Raw genomic sequence first — 23,778 nt, 5'->3', positions numbered from 1 at the left:
GGCTTCATGAGCCGGACAGACAGGTTCTGGGACCGCATCGCGAAGAGATACGCGGCCCGGCCGGTCGCCGACGAGGCGTCCTACCAGAAGAAGCTGGAGATCACGCGCGCCTATCTTGGCGAGACGTCGGACGTGCTGGAAGTCGGTTGCGGCACCGGCTCGACCGCCATCCTGCACGCGCCGCGCGTTCGGCATATCCGCGCCGTCGATTGCTCTGCCAACATGCTCGACATCGCCCGCGAGAAGGCGCTGGAAGCCGGCGTCACGAATATCGACTTCGAGAAGGCCGACATTGACGAGCTGGACCTGCCTCCGGCGCATTACAACGTCGTTTTGGCGCTCAGCATCCTCCATCTCGTCGACGATCGGGACGCCGTGATCGCAAGGCTGTTCGATGCGCTGAAGCCCGGCGGCGTGCTGGTATCCTCGACGGGCTGCGTCGGCGACGATATGGCCTGGATCCGTTTCATCGCGCCGCTCGGGAGGTCCGTCGGCCTGCTGCCGCTCATCCGCGTCTTCACCCGCGCGCAGTTGCGAGCCAGTTTCGAGCGCGCCGGTTTTGCCATCGAACACGACTGGAAGCCCGGCAAGGGCAAGGCCGTCTTCATCGTCGGCCGAAAGCCGGAAGCGTCCTAGTGCAATTCAGGTCCTGGTTGAAACATCAGCATCGGAATGCGCGTTCGAGCCGAAGGCGAGAGGCAGCGCATTCTGATTCTATTGCAACCTGAAATGCACTAGCTTCGCCAGAAACGCGGCAGGAAAAGCACCAGCACGGTGAACAGTTCCAGCCGCCCGAGAAGCATGCCGAAGGACAGCAGCCATTTCGCCGTGTCGTTGAGCGGCTGGTAGGTGCCCGCTGGCCCGATGATCGACCCGAGACCGGGCCCGACATTGGAGATCGCCGAGCCCGCGCCCGAGATCGCCGTCAGGAAATCGAGGCCGGTCAGCCGCAACGCGATGGACAGCACGATGAAGGCTGCAAGATAGAGAAAGATGAAGGTCGTCACCGCGAGCGGAACGCGGTCGTCGAGCGGCCGCCCGTTGAAGCGCTTCACGAAGACACCGTGCGGATAAAGCACCTTGGCGAGCCGCACCCGGACCTCCGCGAACAGCACCTGGAAACGGAAGATCTTGATGCCGCAGGAGGTCGATCCGGCGCAGCCGCCTATGAACATGATGATGAAGAAGAACGAGATCGACTGCGCCCCCCACAACCCGTAATCGGCGGAGGCGTAGCCGGTGCCGGTCATCACCGAGACCGTGTTGAAGACCGCCGCGCGGAAGGAATCCGATTCCCGCGTGAAGCCGGCCAGCGAATGGTCGGCGACGATCCAGCCGAGCAGGATCAGAACGCCGAGAACGGCGAGAAAGGTGCGCACCTGCTGGTCCCGCCACAGCGAAAGCGGGCGGCCCTGCAACACTTGCACATAAAGCAGGAAGGGTATGGACCCCGTGATCATGAACAGGATCGCGATCCATTCGATCGACGGGTCCTGGTAGAAGCCGAGCGAGGCGTCGCGCGTAGAGAACCCGCCGGTCGCCACCGTGGTCATGGCGTGGATCAGCGCATCGTCCGGCCGCATCCCGGCGATGAGATAGGCCGCCGCGCACAGCGCGGTGAAGGCGACGAATACCAGCGTCATGGAGCCCGAAATCTGCGTCGCGCGCGGCAGGATCTTTTCCGGCGTCTCGAACGCCTCGGCCTTGAACACCTGCATGCCGCCGATCTGCAGCATCGGTAGCACCGCCACCGCCATAACGATGATCCCCAGACCACCCAGCCATTGCAGCATGCCGCGCCACAGGAGGATGCCCGGCGGCGCGTGATCGAGACCGGTGATGACGGTCGCCCCCGTCGTGGTCAGCCCGGACATCGCCTCGAAGAAGGCGTCGGTGAAGGTCGGCGTGATGCCGGACCACCGGAAGGGAAGGGCGCCCGCCGTCACCAGCGCCAGCCAGACAACCACCGTCATCAGCATCGCCTGCCGCGTCGAAAGGCTGCGCGAGAGGCCGCGCGTCGCGGTAAAGAAGGCCACGCCGACCAGCGTTGTTGCCGCCGAGGACCCGGCGAAGACCTGCCAGTCGGGATTGCCCGCGACCATGTCGACCAGCGCCGGGATCAGCATCGCCGCGCCGAGCGTCGTCAGCAGGATGCCCGTGACGAGGATAACCGGCCTGAGATCGAGGACCGCGCTCAATTGAGGCGCCGCGCCGGATCGGGAATGTCGAGCGAGAAGGCCGGAATATGCGCCTTGAATCGCGTTCCATCGTCGCGCCGCAGGACGTAGTGGCCGACCATCGTACCGGACGGCGTGTTGAGCGGACAGCCCGACGTGTACTGGTAGCTGTCGCCCGGCGAGAGGACGGGATGCTCCCCGACAACCCCCGGCCCTTCGACTTCCTCGACCTGGCCGATGGCGTTCGTAATGTGCCAGTAGCGCGTCTCGAGCTGGACGCGATGATCGGACCCGTTGGCGATCACGACGGTATAGGCCCACACGAAGCGATGCTCGTCCGGCTCGGACTCCTCGTCCAGATAATGCGGTTCGACGATGATCTCGACGCCGTCTGTCGTTTCTCGGTACATGCGCGAGATTTAGCTGATGATCCCCGTCATGAGAAGGCGCATCCCGCCGCACACACGCTTGCGTGAACGGATATGAAGGATCGTGGCATGACATCGGCGGAATGGGCGATTAAGTCACCCGCCGGAGACCGAGGAAAAGTGACATGCTCGATGGTGCAGTGCGCGAGAGGATACAGCCGCTGATCGATGCTGCGGGCCGTGCGATTGCGCGAACCGGGGCAACCGCCAATACCGTGACAGTCACGGCCCTTCTTCTCGGAGTTGCCGCGGCGGGATTGATCGCCCTGCAATGGTATCTCGCCGGCATGATCGTCCTTCTGGCGAGCCGACTCTGCGACGGCCTCGATGGCGCGGTCGCCCGCGTCAACGGCAAGACCGATTTCGGCGGTTTCCTCGACATCGTCCTCGATTTCGCGGTCTACGGTATCATCCCGCTCGGCTTCGTCATCGCCGACCCGGCCGCCAATGCGATCGCGGGCGCGGCGCTGATCTTCTCCTTCTATGTCAACGGCGCGAGCTTCCTCGCCTTCGCCATCATGGCCGAGAAGCATGGCATGACGACCGACCAGCGTGGCGAGAAATCGCTGTTCTTCACGACGGGCCTCGCAGAGGCGACCGAAACCATCGCCGTCTTTGTCGCCGCCTGCCTCTTTCCCGGCTGGTTTCCCGTCCTTGCCTGGGTCTTCGCGGCGATTTGCCTCTACACGGCGCTGTCGCGCATCGTTATGACGAAACGCGTTTTGAGCCTGACCGGGAAAGACGATGCTTGAGAATTACGATCTGATCGCCGAACTGACCGCGCTGCGCCGAGACCTGCACCGCATGCCGGAAATCTCCGGCGAGGAGGAGAGGACGGCGGCGCGCATGAGCGTCTGGCTGCGCGACTGCGGCGCCGACGAGGTGATCGAGGGCCTCGGCGGTTACGGCGTGGCCGGCATCTTCGACAGCGGAACGCCGGGGCCGACGGTCCTCCTGCGCTGCGAACTCGACGCCCTGCCCATCCACGAGACCGGGTCGCCGGACTGGCGTTCGCAGATCGAGGGCAACGGTCACATGTGCGGCCATGACGGGCACATGGCGATCATGTGCGGAATGGCGCGGCGGTTGCAAACCGAACGGCCGGCGCGCGGCCGCGTCGTCCTGCTTTATCAGCCCGCCGAGGAAACCGGCGTCGGCGCGCGGGGCGTCCTCGACGATCCCCGTTTCGAACAGATCCGGCCGGATTTTGCTTTCGGGCTGCACAACCTTCCCGGCATGAAGCCGGGCGAGGCGGCGATCCGCGAGGGCTCGTTCTGTTTCGCCTCCGAAGGCATGCAGATCCATCTGACAGGCTGGACTTCCCATGCCGCCCATCCGGAAGATGGCCGCAGTCCCGCCAACGCGATGTCGGACCTCGTGACGCGCTTGCCGAACCTGCCCGAGGAACTCGGCATCGCACCCGGCGACGCGCTCGTGACGCTGTCGCATGCCCGTCTCGGAGAGGCCGCCTTCGGCATCGCGCCGGGGGAGGCGTGGATCATGGCGACGCTGCGGGCGCGCACGGACGAATTGCAGGAAAGGCTGATGGCCGTCGCGCGCGAATGCGCCAACGCGGCCGCGAAAGCCGCCGGGCTTGAGGTCGATATCGAAACGTCGGAGCGTTTCGCCGCCTGTTTCAACGACGCTGAGGCGACTGCCATGGTGCGCGAAGCCTGCGCGGAGGCCGGTGTCGCCTGTGGCGAGGTCGATGGCCCGTTCCGCTGGTCGGAGGATTTCGGCCTGTTCTCCTCCGCCGCGCCCTCCGCCTTCTTCGTGCTCGGCGCGGGCGAGGATCAACCGCAATTGCACAATCCGGACTACGATTTCCCCGACGCGATCATTCCTCAAGCGCTGGCGATCTTCGAACGGCTGGTGCGGGGGCGCTGCGGCTGATCAGGAGCAAATCTGAATGAAGCGTTGTTTCCGTGAGCCGATACCGGAACTGTTTGACGCGGCGAGATATTTGGACGCTGCCTTGTCGGCACACCTGGTCGGACGGACAAAGCTATCCTACGAGCTGATCGAGCTAGCTGACATGCCCGTCATCCGAGAATGGACTGAGTCGATTTGGGGTGCTCGAAGTCCTTATGTCACAATTGACACCTCGGTCGTTGCATCTCGAAAGCGCCATCCAATCGCCGTTCAACCGCAACGTATGCCTTCGAATGCGCAAAAAGAAGAATTGCGCCTTCGGGACGGTTACCATTGCCGATTTTGTCACATCCCGGCGGTTCGCTCGGAGATTCGCGTCGCTCTGAAGAAGCTGTATCCAGATGCCCTAAAGTGGGGGCAGCGAAACAACGAACAGCACGCAGCCTTGCAAGCCATGTGGCTGCAATACGATCATGTACTGCCACATGCATATGGCGGCGATAACAACTTGGAGAACCTTGTCGTTACCTGCGCGCCCTGCAATTTCGGAAGGAACAGCTATTCGCTTGCCGAGGCCGGGTTGGAGGATCCGAGAGACAATCCGCCAATCCACTCCTGGTGGGATGGCTTGGAGCGTCTGCTCCAAGCCTGAAATCATCTAGCCGCCGCCAGCGCCCCGTCGATATCGTTCATCAGGTCGTCGGCATCCTCCAGCCCGATGGAAAGTCGCAGCGTGCCGTCCGAAATGCCGAGTTCCTCGCGCGCTTCTGGCGACAGGTTCTTGTGCGTGGTCGTCGCCGGATGGGTGATCAGGCTCTTGGCGTCGCCGAGATTGTTGGAGATGCTAACGATCCCGAGCGCGTTTTCGAAGGCAAAGGCTTCTTTCTTGCCGCCCTTCAGCTCGAAACAGACCAGCGTCGAGCCGCCCTTCATCTGCTTGGGAATGATGTTGGCCTGCGGGTGGTCCGGCCGTCCCGGATAGATCACGCGCTTCACTTCAGAGCGCGACGCCAGGAAGTCGGCGACCTTGCCGGCATTCGCGGTCTGGTTCTTCACGCGCAGCGGCAGCGTCTCCAGCCCTTTGAGCATCACCCAGGCGTTGAACGGGCTCATCGACGGACCGGTGTGGCGGTAATAGTCGTGCAGGTTCTCGTCGATCCATTCCTCGCTCGCCAGCACCACGCCGCCGAGACACCGGCCCTGGCCGTCAATGTGCTTGGTGGTCGAATAGACGACGATATCGACGCCCAGTTCCATCGGCTTCTGGTAGATCGGCGTGGCGAAGACATTGTCGATCACCACCTTCGCGCCGACCGAGCGTGCGACGGCGACCACGTGCTCGATGTCGATGACTTCCAGCGTCGGATTTGTCGGGCTTTCGAAGAACAGCACCTTGGTGTTCTTCTTCACCGCCTGCTCCCAGGCGTTCGGGTCCGTGCCGTCGACCAGCGTCGTCTCGACCCCGTATTTCGGCATCAGCGTCTCGACGATCCAGCGGCAGGAGCCGAAAAGCGCGCGCGCCGCGACCACGTGGTCGCCGGCCTTCACCTGGCAAAGCAATGCTGAGGCAACCGCGGCCATGCCTGAGGCGGTCGAGCGCGCCGCTTCCGCGCCTTCCAGCAGGCACATGCGCTGCTCGAACATCTCGTTGGTCGGGTTTGCGTAGCGCGAATAGATGAAGCCCTCTTCCTCGCCCTTGAAGCGGGCCTCGGCGGCTTCGGCGCTGTCGTAGACGAACCCCTGCGTCAGATACATGGCCTCCGATGTCTCGCCGAACTGCGAGCGCAACGTGCCGCCATGCACCATCTGCGTTGCGGCGGAAAATTTCGACCAGTCAGAAGCCATCTGGAGTCTCCATACAAAAAAACCGGCATGCGTCGCCGCAAAACCGGTTGAACCACGTCTTCTGACGTGCCGCGCGGCCTTTTAGCGAGTTGTTTAACGTGGCTGCAAGCCGACCGGCCAAATCACCACGAACGAAAGCTGTCCATAAGGCTTCGCGGTGCTTGCGTCAACAAATCCGCTCGGGAATGGTGCGCGCCATGATGGGGAACCTCGACAGATGACCGGCGGAATCCTGCCCGACAGTGCCATACGCGCCCTGTTCGAGGCGTCTGCACTCAAATCCGACCGGGCCCTCGATCCTGACCAGATCCAGCCGGCCAGCCTCGACCTGCGGCTTGGCGCGAAAGCCTATCGGGTGCGCGCGAGCTTTATGCCGGGGCGTGACTTCAAGGTGGTCGACAAGCTCGAACAGCTGAAGCTGCACGAGATCGATCTCGAGGTGGGCGCGGTGCTGGAGACCGGCTGCGTCTACATCGTGCCGCTTCTGGAAGAACTGGCGCTGTCCGACGGTATCGCCGCATCGGCCAATCCCAAGAGTTCCACCGGCCGGCTCGATATCTTCACCCGCGTCATGACCGACCACGGCGTCGAGTTCGACAAGATCCCGGCCGGCTATCGCGGTCCGATCTATCTGGAGGTCAGTCCGCGCACCTTCCCGATCGTGGTGCGCACCGGCTCGCGCCTGTCGCAGGTCCGTTTCCGCTCCGCCAACACGATCCTGGGCGCGGATGATCTGTCGGCGCTGCATGAAACAGAAACGCTGGTCGCCGGCGACAATCCGATCGTCACTCAGGCCGGCATTGCCGTCTCGGTCGATCTGTCCGGCGACAAGCAGGGCCTCGTCGGCTATCGCGGCAAGCATCACACGGCAGTGGTCGATGTCGACAAGCGCGGCGCGCTCGACGTTCTGGATTTCTGGGAGCCGCTCTATGTGCGCGACCGCAAGGAACTGATCCTCGACCCGGACGAATTCTACATTCTCGTCAGCCGCGAGGCCGTACACGTCCCGCCGGACTACGCCGCCGAGATGACGCCCTTCGATCCGCTGGTCGGCGAATTCCGCGTCCATTATGCGGGGTTCTTCGATCCCGGCTTCGGCCACAGTGAGGCGGGCGGCACGGGCAGTCGCGCCGTGCTGGAGGTGCGCAGCCACGAGGTGCCCTTTGTCCTTGAGGATGGCCAGACGGTCGGACGCCTCGTTTACGAGCGCATGGAAAAGCGCCCGGACCATCTCTACGGCATCGATCTCAAGTCCAACTACCAGGCCCAGGGCCTGAAGCTCTCCAAGCACTTCCGCTCATTGTGAGGTGCGCTCCGCGCGCAACGCCTTGATCTCTTCCCTGAGTTTGCCGAGTTCCGACAGGATCGCGGTCTGGTCGTAATGCAGCGTCGCCCGGTCCGAGGCGGCCTCCTCGTCATGCTCCTTTTGCATCGCCGAGACGATGACGCCGATGAAGAGGTTCAGCACCGTGAAGGTGGTGCAGAGAATGAAGGGGATGAAGAACGCCCAGGCCCATGGATAGACATCCATCACCGGGCGGACGATGCCCATCGACCAGCTTTCCAGCGTCATGATCTGGAACAGGGAATAGGCCGAGGCGGCGATCGAGCCGAACCATTCCGGAAAGGTCGCGCCGAACAGCTTCGTCGCCATCACGGAGAAGACGTAGAAGAACAGGCCGAGCAGCATCATGATCGAGCCCATTCCCGGCAGCGCGGCCAGCAATCCGCCGATCACGCGGCGCAGCGACGGCACGACGCTGATCAGCCGCATCACGCGCAGTATACGCAGCGCCCGCAGCACGGAGAACGCGCCGGCCGAGGGGATCAACGCGATCCCGACCACGAAGAGATCGAAGATGCGCCACGGGCTCCTGAAGAACGCACCCCTGTAGACGGCGAACCGCGCGATCAGTTCGACGACGAAGACGCCAAGGATGATCCGGTCGACCGCCATGATCAGCCCGCCCGCCTGCACCATGACGGCGGACGAGGTTTCCAGGCCGAGACTGACGGCATTGATGATGATCAGGATGACGATCGCCTGCTCGAAGCGCTGCGATTCGACGAGGGTTGCGAGACGTTGCATGGGCTCTTTTTCGTCCGGTGCCAGGGTCGCGGTTTCGCTCGTCAATATGGGGAGCGCGGGACGATTTGCGAGATGTCAGATACGATGCCGCACGCCATCCGGGTCGTGCGGCGCGTGCGGGGTTTTCTCCCAGAGGAACGGCATTCGGTAGCAAACGCACCAAGCGCGGGGCTAGGCCGTGAGGTGGCGCGCGGCGGTGGGCGCGGCTTTATGCCTGATTGGGGTGAACCCGATAAGCGCCGATGCGAGTGTCTTCGGCGTGTTCTCTGAGGTCAAACCGCTCTTGCAAAATCCACCGCCGTTCACTGACAATAGCGTCGTACTTGACTTGAATCGCTATGCGGCAAGAAAGACAATCGAGGTTCTGAATAGTCCAGAACTCATCGGCGGTGATTGTCGCGCGATAAATTTCGCGCTTCTCTCCCGGCGGGATTTCCCGATATTGATCGGGTCGGATCGACAAACTGGATGGGACAGGTGTCCACTTGTCTTTGAGCGCTTGGCCATTTTCGTCGACGAAAATGCCTTCGGTAATGTGCACATAAGAATCGACGTGAATCGCTGGAGTTTGCCCAACATTTCGAATGGACACCGTCACAGAAATATATCGCCCGTACTCCGAGTGAGCGCCGTATTCAGCTACCACATCGCTCACGATCAAATGCGCTCGGATTTGAGCGGTTCCCACGTCAAACGTCGCTTTTACGGCGTCGTCAGCAGCGCGCACGGCCTCCTGCGTTTCTTTAAGAGTTAGAGCGACATACACCACACCGATTGCGGTGATGATTACGCTTGCCCACGTGGCCCACAGCATACCCTCGGCCCAATACGCCATCTCCCTTTGGGCGTTCAGATTTTGCTCGGCGCGATCGTGTTCGCGGCTGGTGCCTTCATAGGCGGCAAGGCATTGTCTGAAATCATCAATCGCCACGCTGGACGCGAGACATTCTTGCTGATGTTGCTGCTGGGTGGCGTACTGGGCTATCTCCGATTGATGACGCTGATCGGCGCGCTCGTAGCCCTTTGATACTGCGTATGAAAGGTAAACCAGCCCGACAAGAGCGACACCGATTACAGCGATCAGGTAAGGTGCAATGTCTGTGTATCTATTGCCGCTAGACATTGCAGGAAAAACGCCGCTGTGAACTTACCCCGAGAGAGCTTATTCTTTACGTTGGCCTCTTTCTCGTCAACACCGATCTCTGACAGTTCCTCGACCAACCCGGCGTAGGTCACGCCCTTTCGCTTCAAATCCGCTTTCAGGAGGTTTGCAGCCTTAGATTCCCAGTCCGTGTCTTTGCGAGACGTCAGATACGATGCCGGACGCCATTCGGGTCGTGCGGCGCGTGCGGGGTTTTCTCCCAGAGAAACGGATTGCGGTAATACTGCACCGCCGCCCGCCAGCCCGCGAGAGACATCAACAGCCAGTAGGCCGGCAGCGCCGGCAGGACCTTCAGCGCAAGCCCCTTTTCCGGGCCGTCGACCGCGCGCAGTCCGAGCGCGGCGTGCACGCCGAAGGCGAGCAGGATGTTCGCCCAGTCGGCGGCCGCGAGCCATGACCAGGCGATCGGGACGTCGCCCTGGAACACGCCCCACGCGGCGACGCCGGCGATCATGAGGAGCGTCATCGGAAAGAACAGCGAGCAGATGACGGTTCCGGCCAGAAGGGCGTGCAGGATCAGTGTTCCCGCGATCGGCATCCGCCGCGACCGCAACGCGCCGAGCCTCGTATTGACGATCCAGGTCTGGAGCCAGCCCTTGATCCATCGCGTGCGCTGGCGCAGCCAGATCGACGGCTTGTACGCCGCGTCTTCCAGCGTCGGGCGCGTGATCGTCCCGATGCGGAAGCCGGCGCGCCAGAGCCGGAAGCCAAGATCGGCGTCCTCGGTCACATTGTGCGGGTCCCAGGCACCGCAGCGCTCCAGCGCGGTCCTTCGGAAATGGGTGGACGTGCCGCCAAGCGGCACCGGAAGGCCGTGCCGTGTCAGGAACGGCAGGAGCGCGCGGAACTGCGCCGCATATTCGACATGGAACAGCCCAGCGATCCAGTTGCGCCGTGGATTGGCGATGACCAGCGGAGCCTGCAAGGCCGCAACGCGGTTCGGCGCGCGCCGGAAGATCTGCCAGGCTTCCTCCATCTGGTCCGGATGAGGCCGGTCCTCCGCGTCGAAAAGCGTCACCAGCGAACCGGTGCAGAAAGGCAGGGCGTGATTCAACGCCTTGGGTTTCGTTCGAGGCCCGATGCGCGGCACCGCAATCACCTCGAAACGGCGGTCGAGCTTCTGACGATCCAGCGCCGCCAGCGTCTGGTCGTCATCGTCCTCGCAGACCAGCTTGATTTCGAGTTTGCTTCGCGGCCAGTTCAGCTGCTTCAGCGAGGTGATCAGGTCATCGACGACCGGCGCCTCGCGATAGAGCGCAACGATCACCGTATAGACCGGGCGTTCGGAATTCTTGAATTTCGCCAGCGGTCTCGGCTCTACCCGTTCGTAGCCGATCGCGGCAGCCAGACGCAGTACGATGCTGGACAGAAAAAACAGCGAAGCGCCGACATGCACGGCGAGGATCGCAATCGCCGGCGAGAGTGTCAGTCCTGTTGTCACGGCCGAGATCAGCGCCGCCAGCACGAACCCGTGCCAGGCGCTGGCGCCATGTTTCGCCGAGGCGGCGGGCATGTCGTTCGAGAGCCGAAATCCCGCTTCCTCGGCAAGCCTCAGGCGCATCCGTCCGATCGATGCCTTTCGAAGCGCAGAGGGCACCGTGATCGCGATGCGCGTGTCGGCCTTGCGTTTTTTGCGGAGCAGCTTGTCCGTGATCAGCGCCGACCCCGGCGAGGGCGCGACCACCGCCCGCACGGTGCCGTCGGCCAGCCGGCACCAGCCGGTCGGAGACACGAGAGTCCCCGCGTGGGCAGGCTCGTCGCGATTCAGGATCTCGATAATCGTGTCCGGCGCGATGAATTCCAGCCCTGTGTGCTCCGCCAGGGTGCGGTAGTAGATTTCCTCCGTGATCAGTCCGCTGGCCAGCAACTCCTCGACGCCGGTCGTGTCGTTTCGGATCGCCATCCGGCTCGCGCGCGACAGATAGGAGGCGGGATAGGCGTGATCGGAAAGGAATGCGATTGTCTCGCAGTAGCGGTTTTCGTTGTCGGCGGGTTTTCCCGGGCGTTTGCGTGTCAGGGCACGCGCCTGATCGAGCAGGCCTGTAACCGGCTCGTGCTTCAGCATGACATCCGGCCTTGCCGGTTGCCCCGTCGTTCCGGAAGTCGATCCTCCGGCAGTATCCGTCGCCCCTGCGGAACTCACAAAACCCAACCCCATTCTCCGCAACTGCAAACACTATCGGTGCGCGCGAGTTTTGCAAGCGCGGCAACTTTCGAGAGAAGGCGCCAAAACCCTCTGGAACGCCGCGGCCGGTTCCGATAAGCGAAGGCATGCGCTATTCCGTCGTGTCCAGAGCTGTCGCAGCCCTCGTTCTCGTCCTTGCGGCCGTCATGCCGGCCGGCGCGGGCGATCCGCCGCGCCTGTCCGATCCGAACAGCCGTATCGCGCCGACGGATCTGACGGGTCTCTTACGGCTGCGTTTTCTGACCACGCTTGATTTTCCGCCCTTCAATTTCGCTGATCCGCAGCGCCGCCCGACCGGTTTCAATGTCGAGATCGTAAGGGCGATCTGCGCCGAACTCGGCATCGAGGCAAAATGCGAAATCCAGGCGATGCCCTGGGAGGAGCTCGACCTCGCGCTGGACGGACTGCGCGGCGAGGCGATCATCGCCGGCCACGGCATCAGCACGCAATTGCGCGCCAATCGCGTCGTCTCCCGGCCCTATTTCAAGTTTCCGGCGCGTTTCGTCGCGCGATCCGATTTCAGGGCGCCGACGACTGACATGTACTCGCTCGCGCGCGACCGGAAGGTCGCGGTGGTGGCGGGAAGCGCCCATGCCGAGATGTTGAAATCCTGGTTCCGCGAAGCCGTGCCGGTCGAGGTCCAGGACGAGGCGGCGGCCTACACGGCGCTGCAAAGGGAAGAAGTCGAGCTGGTGTTCGGCGATGGCGTGGCGCTGTCGTTCTGGCTTGCCTCGTTGAGCGCGGGATCGTGCTGCAGCTTCGTATCCGGGCCGTTCCTGTCGGATCGCTACCTTGGCCCCGGCATGGCCATCGTCATGCGCAAGGACAGCGCGCCGGTCATGACGGCGCTGAACGCCGCGCTCAACGCTATCGAGGAAAAAGGCGTCTACCGCGAAATCTACCAGCGCTATTTCCCGCTCGATCCCTACGCCGACGGAATCGGCGCGCCGACGCTACCGTCGGACGAAGGGCAGGCGCAAAGCCCAGAGCAATCCGGCTGACATCGGCCCGCGATATTCCTTCAGTCCGATTTCCATGCCCTCGTGCCCCAGCTTCGGTTGCGCGATGTAGGTGCCGAACAATCGGTCCCAGAACGGGAAGTTGAAACCGTAATTGGAATCGGTCTCGCGCGGCGTCGACGAGTGATGCACGCGGTGCATGTCCGGCGTGACGATCGCCCTGCGCAGCCATCGGTCGATCGGCTGCGGCAGGTTGATGTTGGAATGGTTGAACATCGCCGTCCCGTTCAGCACGATCTCGAAAAGCAGCACGGAGAGCACCGGCGCGCCGAGCGCGATCACGATGCCCGCCTTCCAGAACATCGACAGCACGATCTCGATCGGATGGAAGCGCAACGCCGTCGTCACGTCGAACCCGTTATCGGCATGGTGCATGCGGTGGATGCGCCACAGGATCGGAATCTTGTGGCTGGCGACATGCTCCAGCCAAACGGCGAAATCGAGAATGACGAAGGCGAGAATGCCGGCAACGAGCGGCGGCATGCCCAAGGCGGGAAACAGGCCCCAGCCTTTTTCCTGCGCGAAGATCGCGGTACCGACCGCCGCGGCGGGAAAGATGATCCTCAGCGCCACCGACGACAGCACGACGACCGAAAGGTTGGTGAACCAGCGCTTGGATTTCCAAGCGCCTTTCATCTCCTCGCGTTCGAGGCGCGGCGACCACAATTCGAAGATCGCCATCGAAATGAAAATCGTCAGGAAGGCTGCCAGCCGGATGGTTGCTTCGGAAATTTCCATCGCCCTATCGTGCTTTCGTGATGCGCCGGTCCCTGATCGGACGGCGGCGCATCAACAGCAAGTCAATTCCGCGTCAGGGCAGGCGGAAGCGCGCCCGGGCGGAACGCTCGATGGCCGCGGAGACGAGGTTGTCCAGATCCAGTTCGTCTCGAAGGATCTGCAGGAACCGCAGTTCCTCCTGCTCGGCATGCAGGTCCGCCGAGGCGATTTCCACAGCCACCGCATAGGCCGTGTCGTAGAGACGCTCCGGCAGGCTCGATTTGACCATGGCGAGAATCTGGTCGAGCCCCGATGGCTCGTTGATGATCGCCGTGCAGCGATTGGCGGCTTCGACGAGCTGGTCGCGCGTGAAACCGTCGAAGATCGGCAGCGTGTCGACCGTGTTGCCGATCCGCGCGAGTTCGCGCTCGGAAAGCGTCGTGTCGGCGGCGGCCATCGTGACCATGATAAAGGCCAGCGCTTCTGGTTGAGAGAGTGTGCTCATCGAATTCCCCGTGGCGTGTCGGGCCAACAGGTAGTCGCGCATGCTTGGCTTCGCAAGCCGGAGACTGTAAAGGCAGGCGGACAAATGGCCGCGCGGTGCTTACCGCGGACCGTGAAACCACCCGACGATCAGGACGAAAAAGAAATGAGCGCCAATCCGGCCTTGCCCCAACTCGAATTTTCACCGGAGCTTCTGGAAGCCGCCGGCAAGACCAAGGCCTGGCCTTTCGAGGAAGCGCGCAAGATCGTCAAACGCTACGAGAAGTCCGGATTTCCCGATGTCGTCCTGTTCGAGACCGGTTACGGCCCGTCCGGCCTGCCGCATATCGGCACTTTCGGCGAGGTGGCCCGCACGACCATGGTCCGCACCGCCTTCCGCGTGCTGACGGAGGACAAGGTTGCCACCAAGCTTCTCTGCTTCTCCGACGACATGGACGGCATGCGCAAGATTCCGGACAACGTGCCGGACCGGTCCTTCCTGGAGCCGCATCTTCACAAGCCGCTGACTGCGGTGCCGAACCCGTTCGGCGGCGATTTCGAGAGTTTCGGCCATCACAACAACGCGATGCTGCGCCGTTTCCTCGACACGTTCGGCTTCGACTACGAGTTCGCAAGCGCGACCGAATACTACAAATCGGGCCGTTTCGACGCGATCATCCAGCGCGTCGCCGAGCGCTATGACGCGGTCATGGACATCATGCTGCCGACGCTCGGCGAGGAGCGCCGCGCGACCTATTCGCCTTTCCTGCCGATCTCGCCGAAGACCGGCCGGGTGCTCTACGTGCCGATGAAGGCTGTCGATGCCGGGGCCGGCACGATCACCTATGTGGACGAGGACGACGAGGAGGTGACGCAATCCATCACCGGCGGCCAGGTCAAGCTGCAGTGGAAGCCGGATTTCGGCGCCCGCTGGGCCGCGCTCGGCGTCGATTTCGAGATGTTCGGCAAGGATCACGGCCCCAACATGCCGGTCTATGACCGCATTTGCTCCGCACTCGGCGGCCGTCCGCCGGAGCACTACGTCTACGAACTCTTCCTGGACCAGAACGGCGAGAAGATCTCCAAGTCGCGCGGCAACGGCCTGACCATCGACGAATGGCTGACCTACGCGCCGACCGAGAGCCTCGCGCTCTACATGTTCCAGAAGCCGCGCACCGCCAAGCGCCTCTATTTCGACGTCATTCCCAAGGCGGTCGACGAGTATTTCTCGTTCCTCGGCGCCTATGGGCGGCAGGACGAGGCGGGCCGGCTTAACAATCCGGTCTGGCACATCCATTCCGGGCAACCGCCGGCGGCCGACATGCCGGTGCCGTTCTCCATGCTGCTCAACCTCGTCAGTGCATCGAACGCACACGACAAGGACGTGCTGTGGGGCTTCATCTCGCGCTATGCGCCGGGCGTGACCGCGGAGACCCATCCGAAGCTCGACGAACTGGTCGGCTACGCGATCCGCTACTTCGACGACTTCGTCAAACCGACCAAGACGTTCCGCGCGCCCGACGATACGGAACGCGAGGCGCTGACCAGGCTGGTCGCGGCGTTCGAAGCGCTACCGGCGGACGCCGACGGCGCGGCGATCCAGGATGCCGCCCTCGATGTCGCACGCGGTTTCGAGCGCTACCAGGATCCGTCGAAAAAAGGTCCCGACGGCGGCCCTGCGGTCACCGGCGACTGGTTCCAGATGTTGTACCAGGTCCTGCTCGGGCAGGAGCGCGGCCCGCGCTTCGGCTCGTTTGCGGCTCTCTACGGCATTTCCAACACTGTCGCCCTCGTCAACAAGGCGCTGGCCGGAGAACTGGCGCTCGAACAGGCCTGACCGCTACTTCTTTTCAAGCAGCAGCGTGCTTTCCTTTTCGAGATTGCCCTTGATGCGCTCCGCCAGTCCGGCGAGGAACAGGGGCAGCACGACCGTGATGACGACATTGTCCTCGGCGACATCGACCGTGCCATTGATGACCTGGCCCATGGCGCGCGCCTCAAAGGCGAGCGTGTCGCCTTCCCAGTGCTGGTCGAGCTTCAGGGCGAAGCCGAGACCGTCCGCGACTTTTCCGAATCCTTCGTCGATCCGGCGATGGGCTTCCTCGCGTCCGAGTTCGTGTGAGATCGTGACTGTGACTGGCTTGGCCATTCGATTATCCGGCTGTTTCAATTGAGGTCATGCAGTCGAGATGGGTTCGATCGCGCCGCGATGCAAATCCCGTCTTCGGCTATTGGCTCGCCCAGATGATCCGCGCCATAAACTCGACATCGGCGGCCGGCAGTTTTCGCGGCGGATGGGCCGGGTTGGCCGACTCCAGTTCGACCATCAGCGAGGATTGGCGCAGCAGCGTCTTCGCCATCACTTCCCCGCCGCGCGTCTTGACGACCACCCTGTCTCCGCGCCGGACCTGTGCTGTCGGTGATACAATGATCGTGTCGCCCTCGCGATAGAGCGGGAGCATGGAGTCGCCGGTGATTTCAAGCGCATAGGCGTCGTCCTCGAGGTCCGCGCCGGGAAAGGCCACCATGTCCCAGCCCTGTCCGGCCGGAAATCCCGCATCGTCGAAATAACCGCCTGCGCCGGCCTGCGCCATGCCGATGATCGGCACTTCGCTGAGCGCGATGGCACGTGGATGCGGCATCGGGGAGGCCGGTTCGGTGTCGGCGGGCGCGCTGTCACCGCGCACCAGCCCCATGAACACGTCCAGCGACGAGCCGGTGGCCTCCATGATCTTGGCGAGCGATTCCGTCGAGGGCCAGCGCGGCCGTCCATCGGCGGCAAACCGCTTCGACTTGTTGAAGGTGGTGGAATCGAGCCCCGCGCGCTTCGCCAGCCCGGATGGCGAAAGGTCGTTTCGTTCGGCGAGCGCGTCGATGGCGGCCCAGATTCGCTTGTGGGAGAGCATGGCGCTTCCTGATGATTTCAGGAATAAATACCTTTGGCGTCGCCCTCCCGCAAGGGGTGAACGCGCCTCGGGTTATGTGCCGGACGGGGGACGGGCGCCCGGCCGCATGCTCGGTCAGCCGGCGACCTCGCCCAGCTTTTCGAGGATCGCTGTCCAGCCGCCCTTGTGATTGTCGCGCGCCTCCTCGCTGGCGAACTTCACCTGCGTGAGTTCCACCTCGGTCGACTTGTTTCCGGCCGGCGTGAAGTCGAGCGTCACGACGGAGCCATCGATGGAATGCGGCGATTCCCAGGTGAAGCGGATGCGGCTGTGCGGTGTCACTTCGAGATAGGTGCCGGAATGCGGGATTTCCTGGTCGCCGGCTGCCATGATGATTTCGAAACGCCCGCCCTCGTGGCCGTCGGCCTCGGCTTTCGGCACGGTCATGCCCGCCGCGGGCATCATGAATTTCGCCAGCATCGCGCCGTCCAGCCAGGCATCGAAAACCTTTTCGACGGGGGCGGGGATCGTTTTCTTTAGGGTCAGGGACAGTTCACTCATCTCGATCGTTTCCTTCTTCGAGCAACTCACCAAGGCGCTCCAGCCGTAGCTCCCAGATCGAGCGGAGTTGCCCGAACCAGTCATCGACCGCATGCACCGGATCGAGATCGGCCTCGATCAGATGCACCCGCCCGAGCGTCTTGCGCGTCACCAGTCCGGCGGCCTCCAGCACTTTGATGTGCTTTGAAACCGCGTTCAGTGACATGTCGTAACGCCCGGCCAGTTCCGTCACCCGAAGCGGTCCCTCCTGCACCAGAGTGGTGAGAAGGGACCGCCGGGTCTGGTCGCTCACCGCCTTCAGGATTTCCGAAAGGCGATGCTCCTGCGAATGTTCACCCATTTGGTTGAATAACCTTCTCTGATTTTATTGTCAACTAAATGGTTGAATATAAGATTCGCCGGGAACCGGCAAGCCACGTCTCGTGTCGCTTGACATTGCAGTGCACAAAGCCGATATGCCGTATGTGAAAGCGATTTGGCTGCCGCGTGAGCAGCCCGTACCGTCTCAACGACATTTCTGTTCGTCAGGTGCAAAACGCATTTCCTTCCGGCCGCAAAACCAGGCGCCGGATTTTCCAACAGGTTCCCATTTCACGCGGGGTGCTGACGATCCGCTGATCCACAGGACACTTCGGTCCGGGATAGCAGTTGGATCGCAAACCTCATGACGCGCCCATCCGCGTAAGGCGGACGGGACGCGTGTGTTTTTGCATGTGCGTGGGCAACTCCGCGCGCCAATGCCACGAAAGGCATGACTTTGACTGACTTTTCCAAACTCGGACTTTCCGAACGTATTCTCCACTCCGTCGAGGCCGCGGGTTACACCTCGCCGACGCCGATCCAGGAAGCTGCGATCCCGGCCGTGCTCGCAGGCCACGACATCATGGGCCTCGCCCAGACCGGCACCGGCAAGACGGCCGCCTTCGGCCTGCCGCTGATCGAGAAGCTTCTCGCCGATCCGCAGAAGCCCTTTCCGAAAAGCGCGCGTGCGCTGATCCTCGCCCCGACCCGCGAACTCGCCAACCAGATCACCGCAAACCTTCGCGGCTTCGTCAAACGGTCGAAGCTCCAGATCGCCACCGTCGTCGGCGGCCAGTCGATCAACGTCCAGATCCGTGATCTTCATCGCGGCAAGGATATCATCGTCGCCACGCCGGGCCGCCTCATCGACCTGATGGAGCGCAAAGCCGTGATCCTGGCCCAGACCCACTTCCTCGTCCTCGACGAGGCCGACCAGATGCTTGATCTCGGTTTCATCCATTCGCTTCGCCAGATCGCCAAGGTTCTGCCGAAGGAGCGCCAGACGCTGCTCTTCTCTGCGACGATGCCCAAGGAGATCGAAAGCCTGTCGAAGACCTATCTGAACGATCCGGTCCGCATCGAGGTGACGCCGCCCGGCAAGGCCGCCGACAAGATCGACCAGTCGGTGCATTTTGTTTCCCAGCGCGGCAAGACCGATCTGCTGAAGAAACAGCTCTCCGAACGCGCCGACGATCTCTCGCTCGTCTTCGCGCGCACCAAGCACGGCGCCGAAAAGCTGATGAAGCACCTCGTCGCCAACGGTTTCTCGGCCGCGTCGATCCACGGCAACAAGAGCCAGGGCCAGCGTGATCGCGCCATTCGCGACTTCAAGAGCGGAGACACCCGCATTCTCGTCGCGACCGACGTCGCCGCACGCGGCATCGACATTCCGGGCGTCAGCCACGTCTACAATTACGACCTGCCGCAGGTCCCCGAAAGCTATGTCCACCGCATCGGCCGCACCGCGCGCGCCGGCGCCGAGGGCAGGGCGGTTTCCTTCTGCGCCGAGGACGAAACCAAGATGCTTCGCGACATCGAGAAGCTGACCGGTATAACCATTTCGGTCGCCAGCGGCGAGCATCCGGGCTTTGGCGCCGGCAGCCGCAAGGAAGGCCGCGGTCGCGGCGGCAATGGCGGAGGCAATCGCGGCTCCGGCAACGCGCGCCCGCAGGGCAATCCCGGTGAGGCGCGCAAGTCCGACAACCAGAACCGCAAGCGCCCGCATCGCGGCAAGGCTGCGACCGGCGAACAGGCGGCGGGTGCGCAGGAACGCCCGTCCAGCCGTCCGAAATGGCGCCGCAACCGCAAAAGCCGCGCGGCCTGATCTTGCTCTTGGCGTCTTCCGCAAGCGGATTGGCGCGATCTGCGAGTGCAATGGCGTGATTTACGCCCTATCTCGGCGCTATCGATCCAATCGGAGCGCTGAGATATGACACGCAAATACGAAACGGTCCTCGTCACCGGTGCGTCCTCGGGCATGGGCAAGGACATCGCAAGCCGCCTCCTCGAGGAAGGCTACACGGTTTATGCCGCCGCCCGCAGCGTCGGCAAGATGGACGATCTCGCCGCGCGCGGCGCGATCGTTCTCGCCATGGACATCACGAAGAACGATCAGGTCGAGGCCGCCGTCAACCGCATCCTTGAAGAGCGTGGTGGCGTCGATGTTCTCGTCAACAATGCCGGCTATGGCCAGTACGGCCCGGTCGAGGACACGCCGATCGATACGGCGCGCTACCAGTTCGAAGTCAATCTGTTCGGCCTTGCGCGGCTGACCCAGCTCCTGATCCCGGCGATGCGCGACAGGAACAAGGGGCTGATCGTCAACATTTCCTCCATGGGCGGGAAGATCTTCACGCCGCTCGGCGCGTGGTATCACGCCACGAAATATGCCCTTGAAGGCTGGTCTGACTGCCTGCGCCTCGAACTGAAGGATTTCGGCATTGATGTCGTCATCGTCGAACCGGGCATCATTCGCACCGGCTTTGCCGACGCCCTGACCGAGCGTTTCGCCCTGAAGGAAAACAGCGCCTATGCCGCATTGGCCGAGAAGATGCGCAAGGCAAGTGAGGAATCCTATTCGGGCGGAAGCGGTTCGCCGCCGAGCGTCATCAGCGATGTCGTCGTCGAGGCGATGACCGCTCGTCGGCCGCGCACCCGCTATGCGGCCGGCGCGATGGCGAAGCCTCTGATCTTCCTGCGGTGGCTCGTCAGCGACCGCATCTTCGACAAGCTCGTCATGAGTCAGGTTTCGTGACGCGGCCCTTCGCCATCGATGTCGGCTGGGCGGCGCTGCTCGATCCGCTCGGGATCGATCCGAACGATCTGCTGCGGGCCGCGGCGCTGCCCGCCGATCTTTTCCGCCGCGAGCGTCCTGCGCTCGATCCGGAGAGTTTCTTCCGTCTTTGGCGCACGCTGATGGCGATGATCGACGATCCGGCGCCGGGGCTTGCGCTGGGCCGGTCGGTACCGTCGGACTCCTTCAGCCCGCCGCTCTTCGCCGCGTTCTGCAGTCCCGATCTCAAGGTCGCGATGCAGCGCCTTTCCGTCTTCAAGCCGCTGCTCGGGCCGCTCACGCTCGATGTCGCCGCGAACGATGACGCGCTGAGCGACACCTACGCGGCGGAGGACGGACTGCACCTGCCCTCCGAATTCGTCGCAACCGAGCTTGTCTTCCTCGTTTCCCTCGCGCGCCTTGCGACGCGGGCGGATATCGAGCCGTTGCGTGTCGAGATGACCGAACCGCCGCCTGCCGGCCCCTATGACGCTTACTTCGGCGTGAGGGTCCGAAAGGCGGATCGCAACCGGCTGGTCTTTTCCGCCCGCGATGCGGCGCGCCCGTTTCTCAGCGTCAATCCGGCCATGTATGCGGTCTTCCAGCCGGAACTGCGCATGCGCCTTGAGGAGATGACGCGAGAGGCGCCGCTCGCCGACCGGCTCCGCGCCGCCTTGATGGCCGCATTGCCCTCCGGGCGAACCGCGATCGGCGATGTCGCGCCGAGGCTCGGCCTCAGTGCGCGCAGCCTGCAGCGAAAGCTCGGCGAGGCGGGCACCAGCTATCAGGCGGAACTGATCGCCTTGCGGACAAGACTGGCGACGGACTATCTGCGCAACACGGCGCATACGAGTTCGGAAATCTCCTACCTTCTCGGCTATGACGATCCGAATTCCTTCGCACGCGCCTTCCACGGCTGGACCGGAACGACACCGGAAGCCATGCGCAGGGCCGCGCTTTCGGGGTCAGCGCATTAGGATTTGACGTCGGCGATCACCGCGAGACAGTCCCCGGCCTTGACGAGACCAGGGAAGTGGCGCGCGGTGAGCAGGCCGCCGCGTCTGGCGCGATATTCGAGCGGCGGCTTGCCGCTTCGGTCGACCGGCCAGATCCGGGCGAGGCAATCGCCGGCGTCCAGCGTATCGCCGAGATCGGCGCATGGCTCGATCATCCCGTCATCACTCGCGAAGACGAAACAGTCGTCATGCGTCATGTCGAGTTCGATGCTCAGTCCCGTTTCCAGTTCCCCGGAAAGAATGCCGGCATGGATCAGCACGTTGCGCGCGCCCTTGCGCGCGATCGCGACGGACTTCGCGGTCGCCGTGCCGCCGCCGCCGAGTTCCGTCGTCACGAACACCTTGCCCTGGTCTTCGACCGTCGTGTCGTACATGCCGACATTGTCGATCTCGCGCATGGTCATTGAATAAGGCGCGTTGAACGCTTCCATCGCCGCCACGCAGGCATGCTGCTGCATCGCGTCGTCGAGGACATGGGCGGCGGCAAACGGCAGGAAGTCGAGCGTCTTTCCGCCGGAGTGGAAATCAAGAACGATATCCGCATGCGGCACCAGAACGGTGGTGAAATAGTCCGCGATCTTCTCGGTCACGGTGCCGCCGGGCCGCCCCGGAAAGAGCCGGTTGAGATTGCCCCTGTCGATCGGCGACGTGCGCGTTCCCGCGCGAAAAGCCGGATAGTTGAAGAACGGCACGATGATGACGCGGCCGGTAATCTCCTCCGGCTTGAGCGTCGCCGCCAGTTCCTGCAGCGCGATGGGGCCTTCATATTCGTCGCCGTGATTGGCGCCGGTCATCAGCGCCGTCGGCCCGTCGCCGTTCTTGATGACGGTAATCGGGACCATCACCGAGCCCCAGGCGGAATCGTCGCGGCTGTAGGGCAGGCGCAGGAAGCCGTGATGCGCGCCGTCATCGTCGAACGGAATCGTTGGCACGATCGGATTGGCAGTCACGGTCTCAGCCCTTCACGAAGAGTTCGCGCGGCGTCGTGCACAAGCATTCGACGCCGGTTTCGGTGATCAGGATCGGCTCGGTGATCTCCAGCCCGCCATCGTCCAGCCAGAGCGCGGGCATGAAGTGGAACGTCATGCCCGGCTTCAGAACCGATTTGTCGCCGCGCCGGAAGCTCATCGTGCGCTCGCCCCAGTCGGGCGGGTAGGATACGCCAATGGCGTAACCGCAGCGATTGTCCTTGACGAAGCCGAACTTGTTCAGCGTCGCGTTGAAGGCGTTTGCGATGTCCTCGCAGCGATTGCCGGGCTTTGCTTGTTCGAGCCCCGCCTCGACCGCTTCCAGCACCGCTTTTTCCGCATCGAGATACTTTTGCGGCGGCTTGCCGATGAACAGCGTGCGCGACTGCGGGCACTGGTAACGCAGATGCGCGCCGGCGATCTCGAAGAAGGTGCTCTCGTTGTTCTGGAGCGGATAGTCATCCCAGGTCAGGTGCGGCGCTGTGGCGTCCATGCCCGATGGCGCCATCGGCACGATGGCCGTGTAGTCGCCCCAATGGCCGTCAGCCCCCATAATGCCCGTCCGGTAGATTTCGGCCACCAGCTCGTTCTTCGGCATGCCGGGCTCCGCCTTCTCGACGATCGCCTTGTGCATCGCCTCGACGATGCGCGCGGCCCGGCGCATGTATTCGAGTTCCTTTTCGCTCTTGATCGCGCGCTGCCAGTTGACGAGACCCGTCGTGTCGGCGAATTGCGCCTCGGGCAGGTTGCTCGTCAGCGATTGATGCGCGGCGGCCGAGTAATAGTAATTGTCCAGCTCCACGCCAATCCGGCCCTTGTCCCAGCCGCGTTCCTTGAGCAGCGCGGCGAGGGTTTCCATCGGATGCTTTTCGGGGTTCTGGACGTAGCTATCCTCGTAGCCGACGATGTTCTCGTCATCCATCGTCACGGTGCGCTTTGCGCCGAGGGCGTCGATGCCGCGCCCCCACCAGACGGGATCGCCCTCCATCGCAAGCAGCGCCGCCTGGTGCGTGTAGAACGACCAGCCGTCATAGCCGGTGACGTAGTGCATGTTCGAGGGATCGGAGATCACGAGCAGGTCGAGGCCCTTCTCCGCCATGACGGATCGGATTCGCTCGATGCGCTGCCGGTATTCCTCCGGCGTGAAATCGCGTCTCGGTTCGGCCATGCCCGCTCTCCGCTTGTCGTATCTGCCTGACGCGCAAACAGGCGGCACCGCGTCTGGATCGTCAAGAAAATTTTCCGCGCCGCAACGTCCCCGTATTGTTGACGAAATCCGACACGGCGCTTGTCGCCGG

The 23,778-nt window shown here is 63.2% G+C and carries 25 protein-coding genes and 1 riboswitch; of the genes, 10 read left to right on the top strand and 15 right to left on the bottom strand.

Going from position 1 to position 23,778, the window contains the following annotated elements; all coding sequences use genetic code 11:
• Positions 1 to 6 precede the first annotated feature (6 nt).
• Positions 7 to 636, top strand: a complete 630-nt coding sequence (locus tag ACQK2M_RS22700) for a class I SAM-dependent methyltransferase (protein WP_425419693.1) — start codon at positions 7 to 9, stop codon at positions 634 to 636.
• 98 nt (positions 637 to 734) lie between these two features.
• Here the strand turns inward: ACQK2M_RS22700 and ACQK2M_RS22695 are convergent, their stop codons facing one another.
• Positions 735 to 2,198 carry a TrkH family potassium uptake protein gene (locus ACQK2M_RS22695; protein WP_425419692.1) on the bottom strand — a complete coding sequence of 488 codons (1,464 nt, stop codon included), beginning with the start codon at positions 2,196 to 2,198 and terminating at the stop codon, positions 735 to 737.
• Complete coding sequence (apaG, locus tag ACQK2M_RS22690; RefSeq protein ID WP_425419691.1) at positions 2,195 to 2,587, bottom strand: Co2+/Mg2+ efflux protein ApaG; 393 nt, start codon at positions 2,585 to 2,587, stop codon at positions 2,195 to 2,197. Before apaG ends, ACQK2M_RS22695 begins: the two co-directional genes overlap by 4 nt.
• A gap of 143 nt (positions 2,588 to 2,730) precedes the next feature.
• On the opposite strand from apaG, the gene ACQK2M_RS22685 reads away from it, so the two are divergent.
• From ACQK2M_RS22685 to ACQK2M_RS22675, 3 genes are read left to right on the top strand one after another with little or no spacing between them, the layout of a single operon-like run.
• Positions 2,731 to 3,357: a CDP-alcohol phosphatidyltransferase family protein gene (locus ACQK2M_RS22685; protein WP_425419690.1), complete on the top strand. Its 627-nt coding sequence runs from the start codon at positions 2,731 to 2,733 to the stop codon at positions 3,355 to 3,357.
• Positions 3,350 to 4,498: an amidohydrolase gene (locus ACQK2M_RS22680; RefSeq protein WP_425419689.1), complete on the top strand. Its 1,149-nt coding sequence runs from the start codon at positions 3,350 to 3,352 to the stop codon at positions 4,496 to 4,498. Before ACQK2M_RS22685 ends, ACQK2M_RS22680 begins: the two co-directional genes overlap by 8 nt.
• 16 nt (positions 4,499 to 4,514) lie before the next feature.
• The gene (locus tag ACQK2M_RS22675) at positions 4,515 to 5,129 is read left to right on the top strand and encodes an HNH endonuclease (protein ID WP_425419688.1); all 615 of its coding nucleotides are present in this window, start codon (positions 4,515 to 4,517) and stop codon (positions 5,127 to 5,129) included.
• 2 nt (positions 5,130 to 5,131) lie between these two features.
• On the opposite strand, the gene ACQK2M_RS22670 is transcribed toward ACQK2M_RS22675, so the two are convergent.
• Positions 5,132 to 6,322 (bottom strand): O-succinylhomoserine sulfhydrylase, encoded by a 1,191-nt coding sequence (locus ACQK2M_RS22670; protein ID WP_425419687.1) that lies wholly within the window; start codon positions 6,320 to 6,322, stop codon positions 5,132 to 5,134.
• 61 nt (positions 6,323 to 6,383) lie between these two features.
• Positions 6,384 to 6,461: riboswitch (SAM riboswitch) on the bottom strand.
• A gap of 78 nt (positions 6,462 to 6,539) precedes the next feature.
• Between ACQK2M_RS22670 and ACQK2M_RS22665 the strand changes: the two genes are divergently transcribed.
• Positions 6,540 to 7,628: a 2'-deoxycytidine 5'-triphosphate deaminase gene (locus ACQK2M_RS22665; RefSeq protein ID WP_425419686.1), complete on the top strand. Its 1,089-nt coding sequence runs from the start codon at positions 6,540 to 6,542 to the stop codon at positions 7,626 to 7,628.
• On the opposite strand, the gene ACQK2M_RS22660 is transcribed toward ACQK2M_RS22665, so the two are convergent.
• From ACQK2M_RS22660 to ACQK2M_RS22645, 4 genes are all read right to left on the bottom strand, one after another.
• Entirely contained in the window at positions 7,620 to 8,411 is a 792-nt protein-coding gene (locus ACQK2M_RS22660) for an ion transporter (protein ID WP_425419685.1), read from the bottom strand. The two genes, ACQK2M_RS22665 and ACQK2M_RS22660, sit on opposite strands and share 9 nt — an antisense overlap.
• A gap of 208 nt (positions 8,412 to 8,619) precedes the next feature.
• Positions 8,620 to 9,534: a hypothetical protein gene (locus tag ACQK2M_RS22655; RefSeq protein ID WP_425419684.1), complete on the bottom strand. Its 915-nt coding sequence runs from the start codon at positions 9,532 to 9,534 to the stop codon at positions 8,620 to 8,622.
• On the bottom strand, positions 9,492 to 9,647 hold the full coding sequence (locus ACQK2M_RS22650) for a DUF6471 domain-containing protein (RefSeq protein WP_425419683.1): 156 nt from the start codon (positions 9,645 to 9,647) through the stop codon (positions 9,492 to 9,494). Before ACQK2M_RS22650 ends, ACQK2M_RS22655 begins: the two co-directional genes overlap by 43 nt.
• A 71-nt stretch (positions 9,648 to 9,718) precedes the next feature.
• Entirely contained in the window at positions 9,719 to 11,638 is a 1,920-nt protein-coding gene (locus ACQK2M_RS22645; RefSeq protein WP_425419682.1) for a glycosyltransferase, read from the bottom strand.
• A 206-nt stretch (positions 11,639 to 11,844) separates the two neighbouring features.
• Here ACQK2M_RS22645 and ACQK2M_RS22640 point away from each other — a divergent pair, with 206 nt between their 5' ends.
• Positions 11,845 to 12,759, top strand: coding sequence for a transporter substrate-binding domain-containing protein (locus tag ACQK2M_RS22640; protein WP_425419681.1), 915 nt, complete (start codon positions 11,845 to 11,847; stop codon positions 12,757 to 12,759).
• Here the strand turns inward: ACQK2M_RS22640 and ACQK2M_RS22635 are convergent.
• Both ACQK2M_RS22635 and ACQK2M_RS22630 read right to left on the bottom strand, forming a co-directional pair.
• The gene (locus ACQK2M_RS22635; protein WP_425419680.1) at positions 12,712 to 13,515 is read right to left on the bottom strand and encodes a sterol desaturase family protein; all 804 of its coding nucleotides are present in this window, start codon (positions 13,513 to 13,515) and stop codon (positions 12,712 to 12,714) included. The genes ACQK2M_RS22640 and ACQK2M_RS22635 overlap by 48 nt on opposite strands.
• A gap of 73 nt (positions 13,516 to 13,588) precedes the next feature.
• Entirely contained in the window at positions 13,589 to 13,999 is a 411-nt protein-coding gene (locus ACQK2M_RS22630) for a tellurite resistance TerB family protein (RefSeq protein ID WP_223476460.1), read from the bottom strand.
• A gap of 144 nt (positions 14,000 to 14,143) precedes the next feature.
• Between ACQK2M_RS22630 and ACQK2M_RS22625 the strand changes: the two genes are divergently transcribed.
• A complete protein-coding gene (locus ACQK2M_RS22625; protein ID WP_425419679.1) occupies positions 14,144 to 15,814 on the top strand; it encodes a lysine--tRNA ligase in 1,671 nt (556 codons plus the stop codon).
• Positions 15,815 to 15,817: 3 nt separating this feature from the next.
• Here ACQK2M_RS22625 and ACQK2M_RS22620 read toward each other — a convergent pair whose 3' ends face one another.
• The 4 genes from ACQK2M_RS22620 to ACQK2M_RS22605 all read right to left on the bottom strand — a co-directional run bounded on the left by ACQK2M_RS22620 (position 15,818) and on the right by ACQK2M_RS22605 (position 17,763).
• Positions 15,818 to 16,126 (bottom strand): polyhydroxyalkanoic acid system family protein, encoded by a 309-nt coding sequence (locus ACQK2M_RS22620; RefSeq protein ID WP_425419678.1) that lies wholly within the window; start codon positions 16,124 to 16,126, stop codon positions 15,818 to 15,820.
• 79 nt (positions 16,127 to 16,205) lie between these two features.
• The gene (locus tag ACQK2M_RS22615; protein WP_223476457.1) at positions 16,206 to 16,883 is read right to left on the bottom strand and encodes a S24 family peptidase; all 678 of its coding nucleotides are present in this window, start codon (positions 16,881 to 16,883) and stop codon (positions 16,206 to 16,208) included.
• 114 nt (positions 16,884 to 16,997) lie between these two features.
• Positions 16,998 to 17,423, bottom strand: coding sequence for an SRPBCC family protein (locus ACQK2M_RS22610; RefSeq protein WP_425419677.1), 426 nt, complete (start codon positions 17,421 to 17,423; stop codon positions 16,998 to 17,000).
• Positions 17,416 to 17,763 carry an ArsR/SmtB family transcription factor gene (locus ACQK2M_RS22605; RefSeq protein ID WP_223476455.1) on the bottom strand — a complete coding sequence of 116 codons (348 nt, stop codon included), beginning with the start codon at positions 17,761 to 17,763 and terminating at the stop codon, positions 17,416 to 17,418. Before ACQK2M_RS22605 ends, ACQK2M_RS22610 begins: the two co-directional genes overlap by 8 nt.
• Before the next feature lie 417 nt (positions 17,764 to 18,180).
• Here ACQK2M_RS22605 and ACQK2M_RS22600 point away from each other — a divergent pair, with 417 nt between their 5' ends.
• From ACQK2M_RS22600 to ACQK2M_RS22590, 3 genes are all read left to right on the top strand, one after another.
• Complete coding sequence (locus tag ACQK2M_RS22600) at positions 18,181 to 19,548, top strand: DEAD/DEAH box helicase (protein ID WP_425420117.1); 1,368 nt, start codon at positions 18,181 to 18,183, stop codon at positions 19,546 to 19,548.
• Between the two features lie 105 nt (positions 19,549 to 19,653).
• The gene (locus ACQK2M_RS22595) at positions 19,654 to 20,478 is read left to right on the top strand and encodes an oxidoreductase (RefSeq protein WP_425419676.1); all 825 of its coding nucleotides are present in this window, start codon (positions 19,654 to 19,656) and stop codon (positions 20,476 to 20,478) included.
• Positions 20,475 to 21,473 carry an AraC family transcriptional regulator ligand-binding domain-containing protein gene (locus ACQK2M_RS22590; protein WP_425419675.1) on the top strand — a complete coding sequence of 333 codons (999 nt, stop codon included), beginning with the start codon at positions 20,475 to 20,477 and terminating at the stop codon, positions 21,471 to 21,473. The genes ACQK2M_RS22595 and ACQK2M_RS22590 overlap by 4 nt, the downstream gene beginning before the upstream one ends.
• Here ACQK2M_RS22590 and doeB read toward each other — a convergent pair.
• Positions 21,470 to 22,462, bottom strand: coding sequence for a N(2)-acetyl-L-2,4-diaminobutanoate deacetylase DoeB (gene doeB, locus ACQK2M_RS22585; RefSeq protein ID WP_425419674.1), 993 nt, complete (start codon positions 22,460 to 22,462; stop codon positions 21,470 to 21,472). The two genes, ACQK2M_RS22590 and doeB, sit on opposite strands and share 4 nt — an antisense overlap.
• A gap of 4 nt (positions 22,463 to 22,466) precedes the next feature.
• Positions 22,467 to 23,648, bottom strand: coding sequence for an ectoine hydrolase DoeA (gene doeA, locus ACQK2M_RS22580; RefSeq protein ID WP_425419673.1), 1,182 nt, complete (start codon positions 23,646 to 23,648; stop codon positions 22,467 to 22,469).
• Positions 23,649 to 23,778: the final 130 nt, after the last annotated feature.

The organism is Oricola indica (genome assembly GCF_965227485.1).
Lineage (GTDB): Bacteria > Pseudomonadota > Alphaproteobacteria > Rhizobiales > Rhizobiaceae > Oricola > Oricola indica.
This window is presented reverse-complemented; position numbering and strand designations above follow the sequence as displayed.